27 protein-coding genes are annotated in these 22,382 nt (G+C 57.5%); 3 read left to right on the forward strand and 24 right to left on the reverse strand.

Annotated features, from left to right (window positions below):
• Positions 1-43: 43 nt before the first annotated feature.
• A complete protein-coding gene (locus DU506_RS00570; protein WP_114485011.1) occupies positions 44-712 on the forward strand; it encodes a hypothetical protein in 669 nt (222 codons plus the stop codon).
• A gap of 100 nt (positions 713-812) precedes the next feature.
• Here the strand turns inward: DU506_RS00570 and DU506_RS00575 are convergent, their stop codons facing one another.
• Positions 813-1,598: an SIMPL domain-containing protein gene (locus DU506_RS00575; RefSeq protein ID WP_114485012.1), complete on the reverse strand. Its 786-nt coding sequence runs from the start codon at positions 1,596-1,598 to the stop codon at positions 813-815.
• 269 nt (positions 1,599-1,867) lie between these two features.
• Between DU506_RS00575 and DU506_RS00580 the strand changes: the two genes are divergently transcribed.
• The gene (locus DU506_RS00580; RefSeq protein ID WP_114485013.1) at positions 1,868-2,347 is read left to right on the forward strand and encodes a hypothetical protein; all 480 of its coding nucleotides are present in this window, start codon (positions 1,868-1,870) and stop codon (positions 2,345-2,347) included.
• Positions 2,348-2,361: 14 nt separating this feature from the next.
• On the opposite strand, the gene DU506_RS00585 is transcribed toward DU506_RS00580, so the two are convergent.
• From DU506_RS00585 to DU506_RS00685, 22 genes are all read right to left on the reverse strand, one after another.
• The gene (locus DU506_RS00585; RefSeq protein WP_114485014.1) at positions 2,362-2,553 is read right to left on the reverse strand and encodes a hypothetical protein; all 192 of its coding nucleotides are present in this window, start codon (positions 2,551-2,553) and stop codon (positions 2,362-2,364) included.
• Positions 2,554-2,621: 68 nt separating this feature from the next.
• Complete coding sequence (locus DU506_RS00590) at positions 2,622-2,912, reverse strand: hypothetical protein (protein WP_114485015.1); 291 nt, start codon at positions 2,910-2,912, stop codon at positions 2,622-2,624.
• A gap of 129 nt (positions 2,913-3,041) precedes the next feature.
• On the reverse strand, positions 3,042-3,302 hold the full coding sequence (locus tag DU506_RS00595; RefSeq protein ID WP_181870646.1) for a transcription termination/antitermination protein NusG: 261 nt from the start codon (positions 3,300-3,302) through the stop codon (positions 3,042-3,044).
• A 303-nt stretch (positions 3,303-3,605) separates the two neighbouring features.
• Entirely contained in the window at positions 3,606-4,091 is a 486-nt protein-coding gene (locus DU506_RS00600; RefSeq protein WP_114485016.1) for a hypothetical protein, read from the reverse strand.
• 111 nt (positions 4,092-4,202) lie between these two features.
• Entirely contained in the window at positions 4,203-4,433 is a 231-nt protein-coding gene (locus DU506_RS00605) for a TrfB-related DNA-binding protein (RefSeq protein WP_220254261.1), read from the reverse strand.
• A gap of 87 nt (positions 4,434-4,520) precedes the next feature.
• The gene (locus tag DU506_RS00610) at positions 4,521-4,961 is read right to left on the reverse strand and encodes a phage protein NinX family protein (RefSeq protein ID WP_114485017.1); all 441 of its coding nucleotides are present in this window, start codon (positions 4,959-4,961) and stop codon (positions 4,521-4,523) included.
• Positions 4,962-4,979: 18 nt separating this feature from the next.
• Positions 4,980-5,207, reverse strand: coding sequence for a hypothetical protein (locus tag DU506_RS00615; RefSeq protein ID WP_220254262.1), 228 nt, complete (start codon positions 5,205-5,207; stop codon positions 4,980-4,982).
• A 48-nt stretch (positions 5,208-5,255) separates the two neighbouring features.
• Positions 5,256-5,561, reverse strand: a complete 306-nt coding sequence (locus DU506_RS00620; protein WP_114485018.1) for a hypothetical protein — start codon at positions 5,559-5,561, stop codon at positions 5,256-5,258.
• A gap of 144 nt (positions 5,562-5,705) precedes the next feature.
• Complete coding sequence (locus DU506_RS00625) at positions 5,706-6,074, reverse strand: hypothetical protein (protein ID WP_114485019.1); 369 nt, start codon at positions 6,072-6,074, stop codon at positions 5,706-5,708.
• A 92-nt stretch (positions 6,075-6,166) separates the two neighbouring features.
• The gene (locus tag DU506_RS00630) at positions 6,167-7,171 is read right to left on the reverse strand and encodes a hypothetical protein (RefSeq protein WP_114485020.1); all 1,005 of its coding nucleotides are present in this window, start codon (positions 7,169-7,171) and stop codon (positions 6,167-6,169) included.
• A complete protein-coding gene (locus tag DU506_RS22055; RefSeq protein ID WP_235825395.1) occupies positions 7,171-8,223 on the reverse strand; it encodes a DUF2442 domain-containing protein in 1,053 nt (350 codons plus the stop codon). The genes DU506_RS00630 and DU506_RS22055 overlap by 1 nt, the downstream gene beginning before the upstream one ends.
• Positions 8,224-8,330: 107 nt before the next feature.
• Positions 8,331-9,338 carry a hypothetical protein gene (locus DU506_RS00640; RefSeq protein WP_114485021.1) on the reverse strand — a complete coding sequence of 336 codons (1,008 nt, stop codon included), beginning with the start codon at positions 9,336-9,338 and terminating at the stop codon, positions 8,331-8,333.
• On the reverse strand, positions 9,335-9,460 hold the full coding sequence (locus tag DU506_RS22420) for a hypothetical protein (RefSeq protein ID WP_268877296.1): 126 nt from the start codon (positions 9,458-9,460) through the stop codon (positions 9,335-9,337). Before DU506_RS22420 ends, DU506_RS00640 begins: the two co-directional genes overlap by 4 nt.
• Before the next feature lie 54 nt (positions 9,461-9,514).
• The gene (locus tag DU506_RS00645; RefSeq protein WP_114485022.1) at positions 9,515-10,183 is read right to left on the reverse strand and encodes a cold-shock protein; all 669 of its coding nucleotides are present in this window, start codon (positions 10,181-10,183) and stop codon (positions 9,515-9,517) included.
• Between the two features lie 118 nt (positions 10,184-10,301).
• Positions 10,302-11,249: a hypothetical protein gene (locus tag DU506_RS00650; RefSeq protein ID WP_114485023.1), complete on the reverse strand. Its 948-nt coding sequence runs from the start codon at positions 11,247-11,249 to the stop codon at positions 10,302-10,304.
• 41 nt (positions 11,250-11,290) lie between these two features.
• Positions 11,291-12,178: a hypothetical protein gene (locus DU506_RS00655; protein WP_114485024.1), complete on the reverse strand. Its 888-nt coding sequence runs from the start codon at positions 12,176-12,178 to the stop codon at positions 11,291-11,293.
• A gap of 72 nt (positions 12,179-12,250) precedes the next feature.
• Positions 12,251-13,972 (reverse strand): ATP-binding protein, encoded by a 1,722-nt coding sequence (locus DU506_RS00660; RefSeq protein WP_114485025.1) that lies wholly within the window; start codon positions 13,970-13,972, stop codon positions 12,251-12,253.
• 21 nt (positions 13,973-13,993) lie between these two features.
• Positions 13,994-14,851: a hypothetical protein gene (locus DU506_RS00665; protein ID WP_114485026.1), complete on the reverse strand. Its 858-nt coding sequence runs from the start codon at positions 14,849-14,851 to the stop codon at positions 13,994-13,996.
• A 52-nt stretch (positions 14,852-14,903) separates the two neighbouring features.
• A complete protein-coding gene (locus DU506_RS00670) occupies positions 14,904-17,075 on the reverse strand; it encodes a helicase-related protein (protein ID WP_114485027.1) in 2,172 nt (723 codons plus the stop codon).
• Positions 17,076-17,107: 32 nt separating this feature from the next.
• Entirely contained in the window at positions 17,108-17,905 is a 798-nt protein-coding gene (locus DU506_RS00675; protein ID WP_114485028.1) for a hypothetical protein, read from the reverse strand.
• 2 nt (positions 17,906-17,907) lie between these two features.
• Positions 17,908-18,795: a hypothetical protein gene (locus DU506_RS00680; RefSeq protein WP_114485029.1), complete on the reverse strand. Its 888-nt coding sequence runs from the start codon at positions 18,793-18,795 to the stop codon at positions 17,908-17,910.
• A complete protein-coding gene (locus DU506_RS00685) occupies positions 18,792-19,490 on the reverse strand; it encodes a hypothetical protein (protein ID WP_114485030.1) in 699 nt (232 codons plus the stop codon). The genes DU506_RS00680 and DU506_RS00685 overlap by 4 nt, the downstream gene beginning before the upstream one ends.
• Before the next feature lie 160 nt (positions 19,491-19,650).
• Here DU506_RS00685 and DU506_RS00690 point away from each other — a divergent pair, with 160 nt between their 5' ends.
• Positions 19,651-20,382 carry a hypothetical protein gene (locus tag DU506_RS00690; RefSeq protein WP_147273700.1) on the forward strand — a complete coding sequence of 244 codons (732 nt, stop codon included), beginning with the start codon at positions 19,651-19,653 and terminating at the stop codon, positions 20,380-20,382.
• A gap of 47 nt (positions 20,383-20,429) precedes the next feature.
• Here the strand turns inward: DU506_RS00690 and DU506_RS00695 are convergent, their stop codons facing one another.
• Positions 20,430-21,593, reverse strand: coding sequence for a plasmid recombination protein (locus DU506_RS00695; RefSeq protein WP_114485032.1), 1,164 nt, complete (start codon positions 21,591-21,593; stop codon positions 20,430-20,432).
• Positions 21,594-22,382: the final 789 nt, after the last annotated feature.

Below are 22,382 nucleotides of genomic sequence, written 5' to 3' on the forward strand. Positions count from 1 at the left end.
GCGTGATATCAACCCCTGGAGCGCTCAACCCTCTGGAGACATCATGCCCCGTTCCCCGTTTCGTACCGTTTGGCACCTATGGATAGACCCTGATTTCAGTCGCATCGAGAGCGGCGAGTTGCCAGCACCTTGGGTGGATCAAACCCGCCTGGATTTTGGCCAGCTTCGTGATCTGCTCAGTAGCGCTCTCGTTCATGAGGGCATCAATCTTCGCGTGCCAAATGACATCATCGACATGGTGACGTGCCAGAGCCGGATTGATGAGGAAGGCGCGGATGCGCGCTGCCAGGATCTGGCCAAGCGTTTGCGCCTGGAGGCGCGAAAACAGACTGGGCCGGTCATTGATGTCGGCAAGGTCTGGGCAAATCGCCAAACCTTGCCGGACCGTCGAGAGGTGCCGCCGCCAATGGTGCTGCCGATGGTGATCGAAACCGACGATTACGAAGAAATGATTCACCTCAGACTCGATACACTGATGCGGCTGGGGGTCGTGAAGGAACACCCAGTGGCCCGCCTCTTCAATGCCGCGGCAGAAGGGCGTTCTGAGATAGCAGCTGACGATCAGGGCGAGTCGCATGTGGGTGTGTTGCCCGAGTCACTGCGTCTGGCCTTCCAGGATATGTTCGGAATCGCGTTTCACCCCAAGGTGATGCTGGATACCGCCTCCACCGATCCCTTGCCCGCCTGGGCGAAGCGGTATGACATTCAGTAGGTCACCGGTGCTGTAAAAGTCCGAGCGCAGAACAAAAGCCCAAAGACGGCCCTCACTTTGAAGGGCGTTTTTGTTTGCCAGGGGAACCTTGGGATGCATTCTATTTTGCGGTGACTTCCCAAGTGACGTTGGCCTGAGCTGTGACCGTGATCTCTCCTGGGCGATATTCCGGCGCTTGTCCGGCTGATGCCATATGGGACTCTCTCATGCTGGTGTAGGGCTGGTTTGGCGCGACGTTGGGCTTATTCCCGCGAGACACGCTGACCACGCGCCCGATATCAAGGTCGAGGCCTGCCGCCATGACCTCGGCCTCAAGGCGGGCGTGGTCGATGGCCATGGCCAGGGCCTCACGGTGGGCGGCCTCCATGTCCCGAATGCGGTAGTCCACGCCGCCCAGGTGATTGACGCCTTGCCCCGTGAGGATATCGAGCACCGCAGGGACCTGCTCCAAGTCGTGGAGAGTGATCTTGATGGGGCGTTCGACCCGGATGGCGATCATGCGTTGATGGGTACCGTTAGCCAGCCGATCGTGGGTCTGGGTGTGCCCGATGTGAAGGCTGCCGGCGTCAATGTGACGGGACGCGATATCCATTCCTTCCAGGGCGAGGATTACCTTACTCGCCCGCGCCAGGACTTTCTGACGGGCCTTGAACATGGCGTCTGGCTTGAGTTCGTCGGGATGCTTGGCGTCGGCTTTCGCAAAAGCGGTCTGTTCCCATAGCCTTGCCGTGATGGTCGCTTCGCTTGGGGCGAGGACCACTTCACCGGTGCCGCTCGCCTGGAGGTGGCCTGGCTGACTATGGTCGGCGGCCATTGCCGGCACGGATAACGCGGCGACCAGGGCGAGGCAGAGGGTCCAGGGGGCGTGCGGGGTGTGTCGGCGCATGATGGGCTCCAATAAATGATAGCAGCATCACAATACCAGTTATGACGGATTGGAGGGGTTAAAGCGTGGACACATCGAAGGCTCATGCTCGGCCTCTCACTACGTGGTGGCTGTTGGCGGGTAGGGCGTCTGGTTGCTGATTCTGTCACTCCGTTGATTCGCTTTCCTGCGGGGAGACGATCTTGTTGGCTACACTCAAGAGAAAATGATTAAGCCAATGGGGTGCGGGTGGCCGCGTGGGCTGACACACCACCAAGAGGCCTGTGGCCATGAGTGATTCGAAGAGACGGTTGAGCGATGACCTGCGAAGCAGGCGGGCCTGGTTGCTTCTGGCCCTGGGCGCCAGCATGGCGCTTTCTGCTGTCGTTTTGATCTATGCCCTGATGGCGACGGGCGTTGTGAATGCCGGCGGTGTCGCTTCGCGGGATGGCGAGCATGTCTTTGCCCATGAGGTGGTGACCTCCAATCCGGGCCAGGCGCTACAGGCCTTGGGTGGGATGCTGACCCAGGGCGGGGATCTCTTCGACGGGAGCGAGGCCTTTAAACTGGAGATCTACGCAACGGAACGCATCCCGGACGGGGGCGGTGGCTTTAACCTCTTCCCTCACGCCTACTCACATACGGTGATCACGGCGCGAGCAGGTGACGTGATCTCTGACGTGGGGCGCCAGCTAATGGGGCGTGACGTCGATATCCAGGGGAATCATGAATTCTGGGTGCTGGTGTTCATTACGCCAGTGGCGCCTTGAGCGCTACCCGGTGCTCAATAATCTTCCGGGTGCGGCTGGGGCGGTCCCTGATAATGCGGATTGGGTTCCCAGATATCCCAAGAGGTCGAAATCCAAGCTCGGTCACGCCGTTGCTCGCCAATATAGGCCGCTTGATCACGCATAAGCTCTGTCTCACTGGAAGGAACGCCGTCCTGCGGCAGGTCGTATGATTCTGAATAATCCATGACAATTGCCTCTTCCTCGAACTACGCGAAATAACAGCGCCAGTTTTTTGCTGGCGCCAATCAAAAAATCAAAGGTAATCCTTCTCCGCTGCGATATACGCATGAAGTTCGACAAGCCGTTGTGCGGGCGTGGCCTCCCGCCAGTCTTCGTCGGGACCGCTGAACATCACGCTCGCCACGCCGCCGTCGTCAACACCCATTAGCTGCTGAACTTGAAAAAGCGCCTCGTTAAACGCATCAGAAGTTTTGTCATCAATATGGCTCGCCTTCTCGATCGCTGCCTCGACAGCGGGGGAGTAGGTTTCTCCCATGAGAGTGGTCTGGCTGTTGTTTTGAGTCTCACTGTTAGTGTCGCGCATAGGATTACCCCTTTCCTCTAGTCTTGTACCGAGTGGATCATCAAGCCCCTTTTGTCAGGGGCTTCCTTTTGGCTGTTAATGAGTTCAATTCTTTTCCTTGAAGGCCCCGGCGAAGCGGGGCGAGCCAGGTCAGATGCTTTGTCGGGTTTCAAGCTTCAGTTTATCCGGGGATACCGCGAACCAGTAGCAATCCCAGTCCAGATAGATGAACGCTTCGGGCCGAAAGTCAGGATCAATCTCGCTGACGAACCCAAGGATTTTCACGCCTGGTATTTCGTTACCGTACCCGTTCGTTACGGTCACAGTATCTCCAGGCAGAAAATCGCATTCAACAGGCGCTACTTCTACGATATTTTCTTCAGCAAACCGGCGCATTTGCTCATTTGTCATGGAGGCTTCCTCGGTAATTGGGATTGCAGATCAGTAATCTTTCGGTCGCATGTAAAATGGGCGTCTTGATTCGTCTTGATGGGTTTAATGTACGCTCCTAGCAACGTACAATCAAGTTTTTATCACTCTATTTTTCAACAATTATGCGGCCGGATTCCCCGTATCAACTGGCATCAGCCAGTGATGCGCGGTTTTGGATTGCTTCTGCTTTGCCTCCCCTTAAACCGTGAATGCTCCCGTGGCACGTACAAAAACGCCCAACCAGGTTGGGCGATTGGTGATGCGTGTTACGTGCGTTGATGGCTAGTCTATTGCCACCAGACTTTCGCTATCGAAATGCTTGCGGGTAATCCATGTCAGTCGGTTCGTCGCATCGACGTTCTTTTCTAGGTAGAGGCCGTCCTTGCAAGCGTACATGGTCGTGATGTTTTCGCGTAGGTGCTCGCTCATTAGAAACCAGTGGTCGCCATGCTCATCGTTTTGTCCCATCGCATCCGGGGTGAGTATCTCCAGCATCTCCATGTATTTTTCTTCGGTGACAGGAACAGGCGAGTGGCATAGGTAGTGGCGCCAGATGAACCGCCTGTACTCGACAAGATAAGCCGCTTCGTCCACGACCATGAGGCCAGTGGGGTGGCGGTTTTGGACAGCAGGGTGAGCCGCATATTGATTCAGCGTCAGCCCATCAAGCCCAAGGCTGCGCTGCATTTCTTTGATCACGCCTCCGTTTAAATACGCGACAATTTTGCCGGTGTACTCCTGGTCAATAACAATGCCAGCTTCGATCATGGGAACTTCCTCGGTGATTGGGATTGCAGGTCAGTAATCTATCGGGCGCATGTAAAGTGGCGTCTTGATGGGTTTAGTGCGCGCCCCTAGATGCGTACAATCAAACTTTCTTCACACTGTTTTCTCCACCCCGTATGCGACTCGAATCAAACGGTCTGCCTCCTGATAGCGGGTGACGGCATCGCTCACTGTGGAGCGCGTGGCACCCGTTTCCCGCCTAGCCTCCGCCTGGGTTATGCCATCGACCAAAACGCGCCTTGCGGCGCGGTTGGCGGCACTCTCGGGGTTGCCGCGCATAAGTTTCACCAGGGCGTCGTACTCGGCGCCGGTCATTACTGCCATCAAAAAATCTCCGTCAATATCACCCAGGCGGGCTGGATCGCCCGCACAGGGCGTGGGAACGCTCCTAACGGCTCTTTTCTCTTATTGCTATTGCAGAGCCATTGATGCCTGCTGGCGCAAATGTGCGGGCACAGTGATAGTGTCACCCATCAAGGATTTCACCAGTACGCGCATCCCGGCCACCAGATAGCCATCGTGCTTACTGTCATCTACCGCTCTGGCCGTGTTATGTGTGATGAACTCTTCGGCCAGCCACTGCGCATCCGTGATGGGGCGGACGGAAATGGCGTACTCGCTGAGCAGTGGGCCACCTTGTCGCCAATCCGAAGACGGCCGCCAGATAGATTGCCCGCACGCGGCTTGCCCTGCCGGATGTACCGGGCCTACCCAAGTGCCGCTCTCCACGCCCACAGTCTTGAGGCGATAAAACGTCTGATCGCCGGCATGCTCTGCTGTCAGCGTGCCAATGGCAACGGCAACCGCCCAATCCAGCAGCGGCCCCATCAAGTCTTCCGTATTGATCTGCATATCGTGTTCCTGTGATGGTCACGCCGAGGCGGTGCGCCGGTATCCGTGCCTGCGCATCAGCGCCAGCGTGGCGGTGCGCTGGGGCTCCACAAGGTATTCGAGCAGGTGTTCGGCCTCTGCATCGGATACCTCCGCATACGCTTGCTCTACAGTAACTTCGTAGTGCTTCGCGATGGATTGCAGGATCATCTCTTTTGTCTTGGCGTCGACAGTCGAAAGAAATTCTTGGTTAAGGTTGGGAATCACGGCAGTTCTCCTATCTATTTTTCGTTGACTGCAGACCCTATTAGGTGGTTACCGTTTAGCCGCGATCCAGTCGGCATAAGGAATGCGGTGCTGATTAATCTTGTCGCCGCGCTCCGTGTCTGAATACTGCGAGTATTCATCACCGAGATACGAGAGATCGGAAACATCGCATTTCATTAGCTCATTTGGCTCACACGCATCTTCAGCGGCTTCAGCGGCTTCAACAAGCGATGCGTAGCCCGCACCACTACAGCCGGAATCTCCATTAAAGACGTCATCTGTAAACCAAGCGCAGTGGCCTGATGTTGAGAGGGTATTGAGAACAATCACTGGACGGGTTTGATTGATATCCATGCCTGTACCTCTTTGGTCAGTTTTGTCGCAACGCGAACTCGATGAATCTTTGCCTATGGGTCGCGTTCGGCAGCCGACTCGGCCTGAGATCGGCTGGCGAAAGCCCCCTGGCGCACCAGGGAAGGCTCTTGCTTGCACCTGATACTAGAAGGTGAGTTGGGGGGAGTCTGAGAGGCGCGAATAGAAGGTGCGACGTACAAGCATTGCTTCTGCGTCTTCGGGCGTCAGCGAGCAGTCTTGAAGCTGACCGGTCGCGTGGTCGATACCGGTAATCACGATATTGCCGGGCAGCCATTCATCGAAGAACGTGGTTCTTACCAGGCTGGTACCTTCACCCAGCGTGAGCATCCCTTCATCATCGGCGTAAGCGTCGTGGTCATGGTCGGGACTCCCTGCAGGCCCCATGTCTCGACAACCGATAGCCGCTTGCATGGCACGGCCAAACTGCATCTCGCTGTCCTCGGGAAGGTCGATGTAACGCGCTCCGCTGGTGTTGAGAATGATGGCTTTCATTGTTAGTTCCTCGGAAGGTGATTTGATAGGCTTAGTGTACGTCCCTAGAAGCGTACACGCAAGCGCTTTTCTCCCTCGGACTTCTATGCGCCCTAGAGCGTGCTTTCCATGAGCCGATCCAGGTCTGCGTTCATGATCACGCGATAGGGTTCCGGCGGCCCCTGGACGTGGGCGAAATGGATTTTAAGCTGTTTGATCTCCCGGGCGAGCTCCAAGCTTGCCTGCTCATTGGCCCAGGCGACCACCTCTTCAAACCAGGGGTCCAGCTCAAACATTCCCAGCTGGTGCAGGGCGTCTTCGATATCCGCGCAGGGCAGGTGGGCCGCATCCGCGGGGTGGACAAGTGCCACGATCCAGAGGGGGTCGGGAATCCCCGGGCCTGCCTGTGGCTCTCGCAAGATGCCGATGCGGGCGGGGATCGCCTGGCTTTTGGCGAGGGTCTTCAGGGCGCGGTCCGCCAGGTCGTGCGCCAGGCGCTTGGTGAACAACGTCAGCTCACCGCGAACGAGGTTTTCCGACAGAGACAGCGGTACATGCTGGCGCTCAACGCGATTCTCCCCGTGATCGACCCGGTGCCTGGCCATGGGCAAAAGCTCAGCCCTGATGGCTGTGATATTGCCCTCAAGGCGCTCCAGCAAGTAGGCGTGCAAGGACGTGAAATGATAATGGCGCCATTGATCGTTGCGGCGCTCCACTGCCTCAAGGCTAATGCGCTGGCGCTGATGGTGCAGATAGGCCGGCAAGGGTGGGATCGACGCAGGATCGTGTTCAAGGTGGGCGGCATGGGTGGCCTTTGCATCCTGCTCGATCATCTGGGCCAGGGTCGGCATGTCACTTTGGAAGACGTGCCCCAGGTTGTGCTCAAGATGATGAAAATGGTGTTCACCGGTGCCCATCAGCAGGGAGACAACCTGGTAAGCCGGTATCTTGAGGTCCTTTGCCTCCAGGAAGTCCTTCGCCCGGTCGATTAGGGTGCTGTGGTCGTAAGGCCCGGGACCGGCACTGGCATAAAACTGGTCGCGCAGGTCAGACATGTCTTCAATGGCCATCTGCTGGCGGAAGTCTTCAAGGGCGAGGTGAAATGCGCGTGTTGCCATTATGTTTTCTCGGTTGGACTGGGCCTAAGCGGGTGATCGCTGTCCGGGGCCCTACGGGTGTGAGTGATGGCATCAAGCGGGATGCCCAGGCAACGTCCATCGCTTAACTGCAGGTGTGCCGTGTCGATTCCATGACCGACTCGCTCTATTCTGGGTGTCGGGGCGTCAATGAACCGGGCGCGTTGCCCCGAGCCGATGGTGAGATCCCCGCGACCGGCGAACAGGCCATCGACACTGATATCTTCGTCCACGCCAGGCCAGTGGATGCCGAGGGGCGAGAGTTGGGGTGACCCCAGGCTTGCGCTATCGCCACGTTCAAGACGCGGAAACCAGTCGATCGGGCAGCTGACCCACCGGCCATCGGCCAGACCCAGCAGCAGACGCTTGCGCTCGATGTGCACCCAGACGGGGGAATCAAGGGTGGCAGGGCTCGTGGGTTGCTTGGCAAAAGTCTCGAAGGCGGTCTCGGCATAGGCGGCATCCGCCTCCAGTACGTCCTGCGTGGGCTTGCGAACACCGGCAGTGCGCTCAAAGTCCGCGAGTTCGCTATCGCTCAGGGCGTCGTTGTCGTGGAGGGCGCGCATGGTCTCGAGCACTGAGGCAATCTCTTTGGATCCGCTGGCGTCCTCACGGGCCTCGGCAACGCGCAAGGCGTCATTAACGATGGTCAGCACGTCTTGCCAGATAGCCGGCTGGCGTTGATGCAGTCGCTGGCGAACCGCGGTGACCAATACCCTGGCCGCCCGGGGCAACCACTCGATGTGCTCTGCCCGCCACTCGCGCCAGCGGAGACCGTCACGCGGAGCGAAGAGCAGCTCACTGGGCAGCATGCCTGCGACGACCGCTTCGGAGAGCTCCACGACCTCGCCCTCGGGGGTGATGATGGGACTGACCTCCCCGTAGTGCTGGCGCTCGTAGGCCTCGATGTCATTGATCAGCGCATCAAACCGCTGACCTTCGGTAGTGGCGGGGTCCGGTTCAGGTATCCGGTCAAACAGTGAAGATACCTCACGCAGAGCCGCCCGGTATTCGGCATCGCTTTGTAGGGACATTGATTGCTCGCTTTCTCGTGGTCACCAGTTTGATGGTAGCACTCGAGGCGGGTGGGCGAGCTTCTAATCCTGTAGGCGGCCCGCGACCGGAGGCGAGCGCTCTTTTTTCAGGAGGTGGCTTGTTCGGGGCTGGGGGCGCTGCGCAGCCCCAGCAGGAGGTTGCTGCCCACGATCAGCGTCGATGCGGCGATTTCATACAGCGTAAGAGGCCGGCCTTCTATCACCGCAAGCGTGAGGACCGCGCCGATCGGCATGAAATACCAGAGTGCGCCAATGGCGGCATTGTTGGCACGATAGATCGCCAGATCGTAAAGCAGGCTTCCCATGCCGAGGATGGCGAAACCGACGAAGCCGATGAGAACTAAGCTCGCCATCGGCATTTCGAGGGGTGTGTTTCCGAACAACAGGAAAGCCCCGATCAGCAGCGGAGCAGCGACGGAGCGAACACCGGCTTCCGTGAGCACCCCTAGCTTGAAACCGTCCAGATCCAGCCCCTTTTCGGCGGAAATGGCTTGCCAGGTGTCCATGCACCGCAAGCGGAAATAGCAGTTGAGGGCCATGGCTAACCCGCCAAGTCCCGCTAGCCCCATTACCATGAGCGCACTGCCGCTCAGCGCGCCATCCTCCATCGGGCGATAGTTCGACGCCGTGAGCAGCAGAAACCCGGCGAAGGCCGCGCCGACCAGGGCGAAGTCCTTCCAGGTAGTGCTTTTGCTTTCCCGGCGAAGCGCGCTGTCGAAATAGAAAAACAGCAGCGGCCAGGCCTCGAAAACCAGGATGGCGAGTACGTCGAACTGGGTGCTTGCCTGAAGGGCGAAGTAGAGCAGCAGGTGGTTTGCGCTGATCAGCACGCCGGACATCAGCGTGGGCAGGCTCAGTCTCGCCAGGTGATCGGCACTCAAGACAGGGGTTGCTGAGCGCCTGCTGGGGGCTATCACCAGGAACCAGGCGAAGACCGCCATGCTGACGGCTGCCAGTGTGTGGGCGACGGCCGCCACATAGAAGGCGCCTAAGGTGTCGATCAGTCCGTTGACCAGGGGCGGGTAGAGCATCCAGAGCGTAACAGCGGTGATCATGAGGGAGAGTGGGTGAGTGGCAATACGGCTTAGCGTCATACCGCTTCACCTTTAATAATCACCTCGGCAATAGCGTTGCCGAGGGAGCCGGATTGCTCACAGATGATAGCCGTATGAACGGTAAATTGACGGGCTTCGGGGATTGTTGTCACGGTGGTCATGCGGGCTCTCCGGGTCGTGGGAGGGGGTTGATGGGTTGGGTTGGGGTGGGCTGCTCACCGGCCCATGGCGAAAATAATCATCACAAAAATGAAGAGCCCAACCAGACTGAGGGCAAGCGAATAGCCGCTGGCGTCGCTCACCTTTTCATCGGCGATCTGGCGTGCGGGAAGCTGCCGCACTTCTTTCTCCACGTTCGCCCGGCTGGTGCTTGCCTGTTCTCGATCGGCGGTGTACTGGACGCGCTTCACCAGGGCGGGCTCTGCGCTCAGTACGTGGATGGTGTACTTGTAGTTATTCGTCCATGCCTCTCCGGTGCGCCGATCCCTTTGCAGGTTCACCAGGGCATTGCAGCCAGCGCTTCTCGCCTTGGCCTTGAGTTTGTCCATTGCGGCGTGAGGATCTCTGCTCTCGACAGTGACGCGCCCCAGCCGGTGGATCACTTCATTGCCCTTGCCGCAGGCCGAGGTTTTGCTGACGATCATGTCGGTCTGGTCGAGGGCTTGGTAGTGCTTGGCGGCGACGGCCTCAATCACCACGTTTTCGGCGGCCATTCCCTTGGGCGTCGGGCGCTCGCCGAAGGAGACAATCTTTCCGGCGGCGAGCTTTTCTCTGTCGGCGGGCCGGACATTGGAGGCATGGAAGAAAATGGATTCGCCTTTTTCGCTGTCGATGAAGCCGTAACGCTTCTGGGCTGAGTACGATTTGATGGTTCCGCTGGGCATAGGGGCTTCCTTGGTTACACGGTCCTTTTCACGGTCCTTGGGGGTTGAGGTGTCACGCCATGTCGGCCGGGAGCCCACTGGCGGGAGAGCGTGGTATGACTATTGCGTCGGGCATGGCCTATGCCGGTTGACTGAGGGTTGAGCGCGTCAAGGTGAAAGCCTGTTCTTGGTGAAGGTCTTTCGTAGCCCAATGCGACTCAATGGTATCGGCGTAGCGCTTTATCATGGCGCGTGTCTCGGTGGAGGTATTGCCGAAGCCCATTTCCACGATATTTTTCTGTATGACATCGTAGAAAACGTAACGGGGCTCGCCGGTAAGAACTCCGTAACGCGCGAGCAGAAGGGGGCATTGGGTCCAGATATGATCCCATTCCGAAGCCTGGGTGAAGTGAGAGCCGTCATGGATAAACAAGGTTTTTTCGCGGATCGCGTCATGGGGGCGCTGCGTCAGTATTGCCGCTTCGATGTCGGCTTTGCTGACTACCCGTGAGGCGGGAAAGACCGGAAAAAGATCTTCATCCTTGGGTTGAGCGGAAATATCAGGAACCCCGACATTGACCAAAATCGCCATTGTCCGTATGTCGATAATGACAGCGATCCACTGGCTAAACTCTTGCAGCCTGCCGTGTGTCTTTTCCTCCACTGGAAGAATCCATCGAGAGGGCGACTTGGTATAAATCGCGCTGCCGGCATCTTTGATGATGTCCTTGACGTTGGGGTGGTAGAGCAAGCGGAACTCAAGACCAGGATTTGAGACCCCGCCACGAACGACGCTTTCTCGTGACTGGGTTAGGCAGACCATGGTGTCGTGGGTTCGGAATAGATCGGCAATGCGTTGAAATATTTTGCGGTATCTTGCTTCCTCAATGAGAATGGTGCGGATTTTGTCGAATATCTCCTGATCCTCTAATCGCTTAAATCCCTCTAGGCGTAGCGTGTGCTCTGCTGATTGTGCCTCTTGCCACTCCGGGTAGTGATCGGGCAACTCATGCCGGTTGGATCGCCACTTTTGTTGCGCCATTATCTCGCGAGCGCGTTTTTGGTTTTCTGTCAGCCGTTTTGGCATGTTATGACTTCCTTGTGCGTACAGCGTTCTGGGGCGCCAGCTCAGTTGAGCATCTCGGGCGGCGGCATTGGCTTGGATTCATTGGCTGGGCATTCGTGTGCCGTCTCCGTTGGCCCGAGGGGGTATGAGAAGGACAAAAACAGGGCCGGGATGTCATCCTGGGTGCCAGGTTTAACATGGGGCTGTGCACTGCCTGCGGGCGTCGCACTCAGCATGGCCATGACGTTATCCGAACCGAGAATAGATGAACGTTTGGAGAAGAACGTGCTGTTGGGAATCCAGCGCAGCCAGGCCGCTTCCGTTGCCTGACAGGCGCCGTCCAGTGGGATCAGGAAGGTACCTTCTGAGACGTAGAGATCATCCCGTGCCTTGAACTGTTCCTCTACCAGGAAGACAGCCTCCATCGCTGGGGGAATACCCTCGCCAAGGCTACTCATGGCGACGCGAATCAGACCACCGGTGGGCTCACGCGTTAATACCCGGCTCGGCTCCGGGTTGTTTCTCCCCAACCGACCCTTGGGCATGGGAAGATTAGCCGCAATGCGTTGGGGGGCGGCTGTCATCAGCGCCAGGTCATCGCTGGGAATGCTTTGCACCGCGGTTGTGGTTCGTCCGGTTGACTCCATCGACCAGACATCATCGAACAGCAAGCCACCTTCAATTTTCAAATCGTTCTCGACGCAGTGGACGATGGTGTCGCGGATGTGGTCTAGCACCAGCGGGGTATCAAGTTCAGACAGTGTTGAGCCGGCGCGAGCCTTCAGTAGCGCACGCGTATGCGGCCACTCGAGTATGGTGGCGCCGTTGTGGGCAAGCACGGTTTCGTTGACCTGTTCGATGCCCCACTGGTGGCAGGCGTGCCAGTACACCGGTGCGACGAGGGTGTTGCCGAGTAGGGCGATGAAGGGGTCCGCGGTAGCTTGTGACATAAGCTGGTTCTCTATTTTGGGATTATCCAATTGACGTGAATCACACGCCGACGTGAAGGTGCGCAAATACGGTCACGACGCGGCGGCCTTGCGCGTTGAGCGCGTTGGCAAATCCTGCGCCAGCTTGGCGATTTGCTTGATGTGTTGGCCGTGCTCGCCCGAGGGGACGATCCCTTTTCGGCACAGCCCGGAGACATAGCGGCGGAAGAAGGCGTCAACGATCTTGCCAAAGTCGGGGTCGAGGATGGCTTCGTGAAACTGCTGGTAGAAGTCGTAATCATGCGAGTGGGTGCCGGAGGTGCTGTCGCCGTGGCAATACTCATGGACGATGAGCGCGACCAGCTTATTGACCCCGCATTTGTGGTGCCTGACATTTTTCAGGATGCCGCGGTCGATCTGGATGTAGCTGCAACCATCCGTCCAGGCTTCCACTTTGTCTGCTTTGCCCGCACTGATCTTCCTGACTCCCCCTGGCGCCCGGACAAGGTTGTAAATCTCGACATTCATGGCTCGGGCAATCCTGAGCACGAGCATTTCTTCGTTGGTGAGCTGGCTGTCCTTGATATCGTCCGTGGTGTCATCGAGGCTGTTGACGAAGAATTGAAAATCTTTGAAGTAGCTTTTGCCGTTGGGCGGAAATATAGCGAGTCGCTTTATCAGCCGGCCAATGATGTCGACGGCATCTTGGTCGGTTGGATTGCCTCGGGTCAGCATCCCAATGGTTTGCGGCATGATCACTGAGGCCATGCCTGAGCGGTGGACATGCTCGGCGATCGTAATGTGAGTGCGGTCGTGTAGGGTGAAACGTTCGGCTGTCAGCATCTTTTCGGGGGATTGCTTGTTGCCGAAGATATCCACCATGAATCTCAAGCTGCGAATCTTGCGCTGCAGCTCATGCGGAATGGGGTCATCGGTGTGGACGATCCACTCCAGCAGGGCGGGCACCTCGTGATCTTTTAGCTGCTGGACGCGTGCCAGGCGCTTTTGATAATGCGCCTTCAGCCTGAGTTTGATACGACTCCAGACGTCGCAGCCGCAGAGAATGGCGTTGCGCGCCATGTTCAGCGCAAGGGGTTGCTTGGTGTTTACCACCCCGCCAACGCCAAACCAATGAGCCTGTTGCTTTGCGACCATAACGCCCTTGTTGTAGATCAAAAGCTCCCAGTCCGTTCGGTTCAGGCTGTAGAAGGCGTGGTCGTCTTCATCGGTCCAGTCGGCTTGAGAGGGCAGTGTGTTGATGACCGTTCCATTGAAGGTGACCGGCACTGCGACGTAGGCGACCATCTCGGCGAGGTCTCTTTCCAGCGACTTGCTTGAGTGCGGCAGCGAGTAGGGCTTATAGGGGTCTGTCGTTCCGGTGACGGTGACCGTGCAGCCCTCGGCAAAAGTGTCATGCTCCTGGAGGTGGTAGCCGAAGTTTTCGACCTCGCCGGCCAGGTCCGCCACCATTTCATAGTGCCCACTGCGCCAGCTCACCTTGCCATAGACCATGATCTGCCCCCGGCCCACCCGAAAGCGGCCGTAGATGGCATCGCCTTCTTCGTGTGGCAGGCCGAAGGTCTCGAACACCTGGAGGATTTCTTCGCGAGAGCTAAAGCCTCGACCATCGTCCTTGATGGTGAGTGTGCCGTCCTCAAACGTAATATCGACCCTTGTCGCACCCGCGTCGACGCTGTTCATGATCAGCTCGGCAATGGCCTTATCGGGGGAGCCTGCCTGCTCGCGGATGATGGACTTGATGATAGCGGGATGTACGGTAAATTGCCGGGCCTCGGGGGCGGTAAGGGCGGTCATGCGTGATCTCTCTGCTAGTGGTCAATGGACTTGCTGATAGGGTTCAACTGATGCCATGTCTTGCATACCTGAAGAAGCAAGCTCGCCGACGTCAAAGGGGCAAGGCGCGCTCTGATCGTTTTGCACGAACACTCTGAAGAGATCCTTGCTGACGGGGCTGTCAACGAAGCAAAGGGTTGGCGTAGACGGTTCGTGGAGCGCCGGGGTGTCGGGAGAGTTCGGACTGATGCGAAACGCGATGCCTTCTTTGGCATGCCGGGGCTGCATGCCGGTTATGCCGCCATACATCCTCACCACCATGTGATCCATGTATTCGTCAAAGGGGATAACGCCCACATGGCCGAGCAGGCAGTAAAGGAAGTGCCGCAAGTCACGTAGGCTGACGGGCGGGACGATCGCAGGTTGCACTTCTTCGCGTTGATCCGTGGCCTCGCCCCATTGGATGAGGCCGATCGGGTCGAGGTGGGAAATGCCGTAATGGGCTCTTACTATCTGTTTATGCGCGGATCTGAGTTCACTGCGCGTGAGGCCATGGAGCTTTGCTAGCCGTGTTTTTTCCAAACGGCAAGAGGCCTGCAACATCGTCTTTATGCCAAACGGCGGTTGGTTGTCTTGATCGAATACGAATTCTTCAAAGGAGCCGCCGGCATCTCGGTAGCGTGAGAAGTGGTGGCAAAGCTCCACGGCGGTATCAGCTGCCTCGGCCTGCTTGATTATTTCAAACGTATCTATGTAGGCGTCGCGCTGAAACGTGGGTTTTTGCTGGTCGCCATGGGTTATCTGCAGGTTGTGATAGGCAACGGCAAAGGATCGGAGCTCTCCCTCGATGGCATCTCTGAAACTGGTGGGCGGGTTAACTTCTGACGTCGGTTCTGTCATGCGTGATCTCTTTTTGGGTCAGGACTGTGGCGGGTATTCAAGGTCGACGCTTTTAGCTCATACCTGGCTGTGGACCGCTGGCGCGTATAGTTGGCTGACCGGCGTTCGCTGGCGCGGTACCGGCCTGGTGATTCGTCGTCACATCGGGACTGTCCGACTCGGGCGCATCCAGCACCTCAAGCATCTGCTGGGCAACATCGAAGTGTTCCAGCGCCAGCTTGGAGTTGCGCAGGATACCGCCGTCACTGGCACCCGATTGGAGGTTGGCCTTGCTGGAGAGGTCCCCCAGACCGCGCTGGCGCATGTCCATCTCGGCCAGGGCGAAGCCGTCCTGGGTGGCGCACAGGGCCTCAAGGCGTTCGCGGGCCTTGTCGGTCAGGTTCTCCCAGTCCACAAAGAGATCGCAGCGGCCGTTGCCGCCCAGGCGGGCCACCCGACCGCGCAGCTGATGGAGTTGGGTCAGGCCCAGACGTTCGGCGTTGTACACGATGACCTGGCGTAGCAGCGGGAGATTAAGGCCGACTTCAGCGGCGGTGGTGGCGCACAGCACCTGGGCACGCCCAGAGAGCATGTCACCAAGGGAGACCTTCCGTTCGGCGGGCTTCATCTTGCCGTGCAGGGCGACGACCTTGTTTTCCCCACCGGCGCGCTTCCATTGCTCGAGGCCTTCTTCCAGGGGAATGACCCGGGACACGGGTTGGGCCTTTTGGTCTGGTTCGTCCTCAAAATCCAACTCACCGTCAGCGACAGGCGTATTGGCAAGCTTCTTGGCTTCCTTGGCATCCCGGGCGGCAAAGATCACCAGTACCTGGCTTTGCTCGGCGATGGTGTCGAGCAAGTCCTCGTAGAGGGCTCGCTTGTCATCCGGCTTGCCGGCATCTCGAATCTGGGTAGTGATGTGCTTTGGGGTGTGCGGCTTGGTCAGGCGAGAGACAGGTACCAGACCGAATTGGATCTTGGCCATGGTGCGGGGCATGCAGGTGGCCGTGGCTTCGAGCAGGTGACCGCTTCCCGCCACCAGCTGCTGGCGCTGATCGACACTGTATTTCTGTTCTTCGTCTACCACAGTGAGGGTTGGGCGCCAGCTATCAAAGCGGTGAAGCAAGGCGGTAGTGCCGAGTTTGAGCCGGGCGCCTTCGACGCTATCGGTTTGCTTCTTGCCGGTGACTTTCTCGATCTCGATGTCCGGCCACCAGTGAGTGATCTCCCGGGTGACCTGATTCACCATGTCGGAACTGGGGAGCATGACGGCCACCTCACCTCCGGCATCGTGCACGGCGGCTGCCAGTAGGGCGTAGACGGTGGTTTTGCCGGTACCGACATCACCACTTAACACTCGGTGCATGGGGCGACCGCTTGCCATGTCGGCCAGGCTGTCCTGAACCGCGGCGATCTGCTCTGCCGTGGGGGTGTGGCTCATGGCCTGGATGCGTGACTCCAGGGTCTGGGGGTCATGCGTCACTTGCTGGAAGACACCAGTCTTGGGACGTTCCCGCTCAGCGGCGCTTATCGCAGCCAGGGCTTCGAGATGGCGAACCAGCATCACTGCTCGGCGGCCTTGTTCGGGCGAGGTGGGCACATGCATGCGATAGAGAATGCGAGCGAGGTTGGTACGCTCCATGTGGTCAACACTGTTGACATGGCCCCAGGCCTTGAGCACGTCGGCTGGCGCGTAGGGGGCTAGGCGATCCACTACATGGTCGACGGCAGCGCGCATGTTGTCTTCATTCAGCAGCGCCAGCACGCGCTCACGCACTTTGTCACTGCCGATCACGCCTGTCTTTGACGGGTAAACGCCGATGGCCTTGCCGATATGGGCAGGCGGTATTGCGGTGGGGGCAAACAGCATTTGAAAGTCAGGCTTGACGAGAAGGTTGCCCTGCATGGCAACGAGGCTGTCGATGCGGCGCCAGTCCCCGGGCATCTGGTTAGGGTGACCAAAGGCCATCACCTGGAGTTCGCCGGCATCATCGGCCAGGCGCAAACTGAGGTGGGTGCGCTTCTTAACCGGGTCATACTCGGCAGGCCGGGTGATATACCCCTGAATGACACGGGGCTGTGCTTCCTCGGCGGGCTCCACCTGATGGAGGGCGGTCACGACTTGGCGAAGGTCCAGATAGCGATTCGGCGCCAGCAGCAATGCTTGCCAGGGGGCATCCTTATCAACCCCGAAGGCGGTCAGTCGACCGATGTCATCCTGTGGCTTGCCAGCAGTCGTGGCCATGGTGAGTCCCTCCGATGAGAAGCAGCCGTGTTCTAGTGAATAAGAGCATCATGATACAAGTGCCGGGGAAATGCCCTCATATTGCCACTTCGACGGGAATGCCCCTGACTGGCGCTGTCCGCCTGAAGGGGATGCTCCAGGGGGCTGGGGTTCCGCACTGTCTGGGGATTGGTCACCTCCAGGGATTTGCTCTCGACACTGGGCTTGGCCTTTGGCTTTGCTTTTGGCGTCTGCACGAAGAGGCGATCAGAGGTGGGATCGTCAACGCCATTGGGATTGGCTTCGTAGATATCGGCCCACATGGCTTTGTACCTGGCGCAGCAGCGATCGACCTCAAACTCATTCTTGCCATCAATGGGGATCAGCCATTCACTGTGGTAGCCAAGCTTGGCTGCAATGCCGCGGCGAAGCTCATCACAGGCCACTTCAGGCTTATTCATCAGCCCGCGAAGTTCGTTGAGCATGCTGACGAAGTAGTCGGCGCGGCGTGACCGCCAGAAGTTGGCCTCTATGTGCTGCGATGACTTGCGTGAGAGCTCCAGAAAGGAGTGGTAGAGAAGGGCGTGAATCAGGGCGTGGCAGCCATATAGCTCTGGATTGAAAGGGTGATTGCCCATGTCCTCGGCATCGAGCAACAGCAACTCAAGTGCCACCTCGGAGTGTCCGCAGGTGTTGGGCAGCAGGCGCAGATAGCTCCTATTGCCCTTGCTGGCCTGACCAATCGGCCGATCGCGCTTGTCTTCCTGACTACTGCCTGATGCGCTATCGCTCTCCATGTCGTTGTCGAATTCGTCGTGCATGTCGTGTTGCGCTATGAAATCGGTGAGCATCTTCAATCTTCCTTGGGGGCAGTGAGTGACTCTGGGGATTGGCCCAGATGCGTTTCGAGAAATTCCTTAAACGGGATAACGTCGACGCCTTTACCTTCCATGCCGGCTGGCGCAATTACCGTGGGCTCCTGGGGCAGACGAAGGCGGTGATGGATATTGCCGTTGGTGGCCAGGGCATGAATGGCGACTGGGCTGGGCGTGTTGTTCCCCTGAACCGTTTCCGGAACAGAGCGGGTGCCGTTCAGGTAGTCGTGCAGCCGGTCCTCGGTATCTTGGGGGGATGCGCCAACGTCATGCCGAGCCGTAAAGATGTCGATGACCGCATCGAACCCCAGGTGATGGGCATAGGCGGTGGGAATGACACGGATTTCCGGGAGGGAGTCACTTTTACCGGCGGCGATCTCCCATAGGGCGCGAGACTCATCCGCCAGGGGGTCGATGAAGAGATAGACCTCGCTGGCGCTGCTCTCTGCTGAGGGGGATAGCCCCGGCAGCCATTGGGTGATGATCGCCAAGTCCATAAAGCGGATGTCTTCACGAGCCGACGCTCCCAGCAGTTGCGTGGATAGCGGATTGCCCTGAGCGTCAAAAAGTTCGCCGAGCACATGCCCTCGAGATCCTTTGTGCGTTACGGCGAGCATGGAAGTGGATTCGGGAGACTGGGGATTGCTCACTTGCCAGGCCTGAAACCCGTCGAGGCGGGCATCGAGGGGCTTGATGGAAAGGCCGCTTTGGACCAGGGTTTTCAGTGAGTTGGTCGGCTCAACGCTATTCGTGTCACCGGTATGCAGGCCTGTGTCGGCGACGGTGCTAACCGCGAGGAAGGTCAGAAGCGCACCTGCGGCACAGCCTGCCAGGGCGGATAGCGTTAATTGGGATAGATGCTTCATGCGACCCCCTTGCCGGGATCAGGAATGTCGTACAAGGCTCGTAAGGTCGGAAAGTCGCCGCGAGACACGATGGCGTCCGTCGAGTCCTGAGGGAGGTCACTGCTTCCTGAGGGTGGTGCGTCGAGCGTGGCGGGATAGCGCCGAAATACCTGGAAAGGGGATACCCTGCCGTCGTGATAGACCTGGGCACGAACGATCAGGTGGCGCAACAGAGGGGGTGACAGAATAAGAGTGGCAGCCGTCAGGTTCACCCAGTAGATGGGGTTTGACCAGCTGAAGATGCTCATCGCCAGTGGCACCGACATTAGGCCCATGTACAGGTAGAGCGACTGACGGAGTACCTTTTGGGCTTTTGCATAGACGGCTTGGCGTTCTTGCTGGGGCACGCTGAGAGACCATGCTCCGCCTCCCTGCTTGCTTTCGTATTTCATGATCAGCGGCATCGCCTGCTTGTACTCAACCCAGGCAAGCTTCCGCTTTTCAGGGTTCATGGATTGCCAGCGATCCTGAATCATGGCAACGAAGTCGCCATCCGACCCCGGCAGTAACGGCGGCTCCGATTCGCGCTTGTGGGGCATGATGCGGTTTACGAGGCGAAAGCTGCTCGATAGACCCGTGCCAATATCCTTGTAGACACGAGCACGCCCAGACACCGGGAGCGCCAGCTTGCGCCCTGTCCACCGTATAAAACCCATGATCCCACCTCTTGAGTATGCTTGAAGCTTCAAATTCGATGTTCTCACTACAGCACTATAATAATCTAGTGTTGTGAGCAATTAAACCGAAGTTTGTCGGGTAAACTGTTACTTACCCCTCTCCAATAGGGGTCAAATCCGAGGCTTGAGTGAGGTTGAGATGAATAAATCAACGCTATCCAGATGGGGTGGAAGGGCGGCCATCGTGGGGGTGACCGTGCTGGGGCTACTCCCAATTCAGGGAATGGCCAATGAACGGTTGATTGACCAGATGAGTCGTAATCAGCAGGTGAATCGCAGTGACATCGAGGCGTTCGCTCGCACCGTGGAGACGGGCACCCACAACCTGAGCCCCATGGATGCGGTTGTCGCGGGACAGCTGTTGATTCGCTACGGCTATTCCGATCAGGGGCAGCTGTTGATTGAGAGCGGGTCTGAGCTCCTAGATCCGCGCTACGAGGGCGCTAAAACCCGCGTGTTTGACCGCGATTCTCGCGCTTACACCATGCAGGATCCGCCGGGCGGTATGCGGTTCCAAAACATCGTGAAAAGCTGTTTCTACCGTTCGGGCGAACCGCGAAAGACTGGCGAGCCTAATGCGGCCAATACCCAGCAGATGCGCCTGCCCAGAAAGATCACCGCCCACCGTTTTGTCCCGGCCAGGCGCCAGGATGAAACGGACCGGAAAGATGAATATATCTTTGAAGTTGTCGGATCACCGTTTCATGCGGGGGCGCATACCGAGAAAAGCTATCAGGCCTACTTCTACGGCAGCAAAGTGGATTACGTGCCAGTTTATGGTCCAGACGGTGCTCAAATATCAGAAAAGCGGGTTGTGCGCCCACCGAGCTGGTATAGCTTCGCTTGCAACCCTCGATCCATTCGGTATTGATACCTGCTTAAAGGACTAAGGCGTACAAGGTACGCCTTTTTTAATGACTATTGCTCGGGAGTGGGTGGCTTTGGGGTCCTTCTTAGCTTCCCCAGTGTATCAAGAGGGCTTTCCGGGCGAGTATCACCACGACTGGAGTTTCGCACCAAGGAGTCTTTCGGTTGATTGGTTGCTGAATTATTAACGTAACTATCGAGTCGATCTTGGCGTGGCTGTGTGACTGTCGGATCAGGAGCATCGTCTTTTTTACGCTGGTCAGGCTTGCCTTCACCCTTGCGGGCATCTTCTTTCATTTCCCTGGCCAGCTTATCAATAACGGCCTGATCTTGAATTGCACGCGCCAGCATCATGTCGATAATCTCATCTTGGGACATTCGCGCTATAAGGGATTTTCTCTCCAGTGCAGTGCCAATCATCCGGCGAATGATTCCTTGCACTAAAGGGTCTTGCTCGACAGAAGGGGAGGTCTCTTTATCTGCAGTGGCGGGCTGCTTTTTCTTGAATGGAATGCCCATTGCTTTATTGGTTTCACCAAGGCCAGGTTCTCCAGGAGGAAGTCTGTTTTTAGCGGCTATTGCTCTTGAATGCTGGCGAGGGATTCTCTCTGTCGGTGGTTTTTCGAGTTCATCCACGTACTTGTGCCCGACTTCTCGGAAGTACGTCTTTCGCAAGGCATCTTTGTCGGGTAACGGTGGATTGGCAACGGCACCAACATTCCACTCTTTGCGTGAGAGCATGTCATCGCCCGGGGTAAACCAGAAGTGCAAGTGCGGGTACTTTTCATCAAAATGCTGGATGCAATAATCCAGCGCCATTTGCTTTTCTGCAAGATAGTTCTCCACCCAGGCGATCGACTCTTGAGTGAATGTATCTATCAACTTGCGGGAGGTATCCCCAGCAAGCGTGGGAAGGCTAATAATGATGGTGCCTAACGCAATGGCGTCGGAGCGAACCCCCCGATGAACCTTTCTTCCCTTGAAGTTCATCACCGAGACCGAGGCGCCCATCGTGTTCTCGATCCACTTCTGATACTCGAGTATCGATTTCCACCGCTGGCGCACGGGAATCACCTTGATATCGGCCTCTCCCTCGATGTGCCGGGAATGGGAAGGGGCACGACGCCCTTCCGCCGTAACGGAGCCGAGCGTGCCTTTCTTGCGTCCATCTCCACGGGGGTAACCCTGGATGCGGATGAACTGGTAGGTCGGCATGGTGAATTTCCCTCCTGAGAGATGCCCTTCTGGGGCCAAGACTACCATAGGTTACGCCACCTTTGGGCGGGATAGTTTCGGCTTTGCAGTAAGATAGTTTTGCGTATCTACCCCAAAAGAATGGGAGATAGACGCCATACAGAATGGGGTTATCTCATTTTTTGCCAAAACTATCCCGCTTTTGAGTAGCTTTTTTGTACTGTGCGAGGCAGAATAGTTTGACGATCGAGGCGCTGTTATCTGGCTAAATGAAGCAGGTCGGCATTGCTGCCCAGGAGATCAGACGAGGGAGGTCAGGTAGCGTTGGGTTCAGCATGCAACATTGAGGTATTTTGCCAGGTAACGAGGGTTGGCATGGGGCGACGGTGTGGTTTTTAGGCTGGAATTTGCTCGCAAGGTGGTTAGGTGGTGATAAGGATCTTCCCGAACTAGGAATCAGACCCGATCAATCACTGATCAAGTACCAATCAGACCCCGGTCAGACCCCAATCAGACCCCAATCAGACCCCAATCAGACCCCGGTCAGACCCCAATCAGACCCCGGTCAGACCCCGGTCAGACCCCGGTCAGACCCCGGTCAGACCCCGGTCAGACCCCGGTCAGACCCCAATCAGACCCCAATCAGACCCCAATCAGACCCCAGTCAGACACCGACCAGCCCCCCTTCTAGCTATATCCTTACTTTGATATACCTGTTTTATACCTTAATTTTCAGTAGCTTATATTGTGGTTGGCTTTAGTTTTTTGTGTTTCGGGCCATTCTTTTTGATCGACAACCACGCTCAATAA

The organism is Vreelandella rituensis (genome assembly GCF_003336665.1).
GTDB classification, from domain to species: Bacteria; Pseudomonadota; Gammaproteobacteria; order Pseudomonadales; family Halomonadaceae; genus Vreelandella; species Vreelandella rituensis.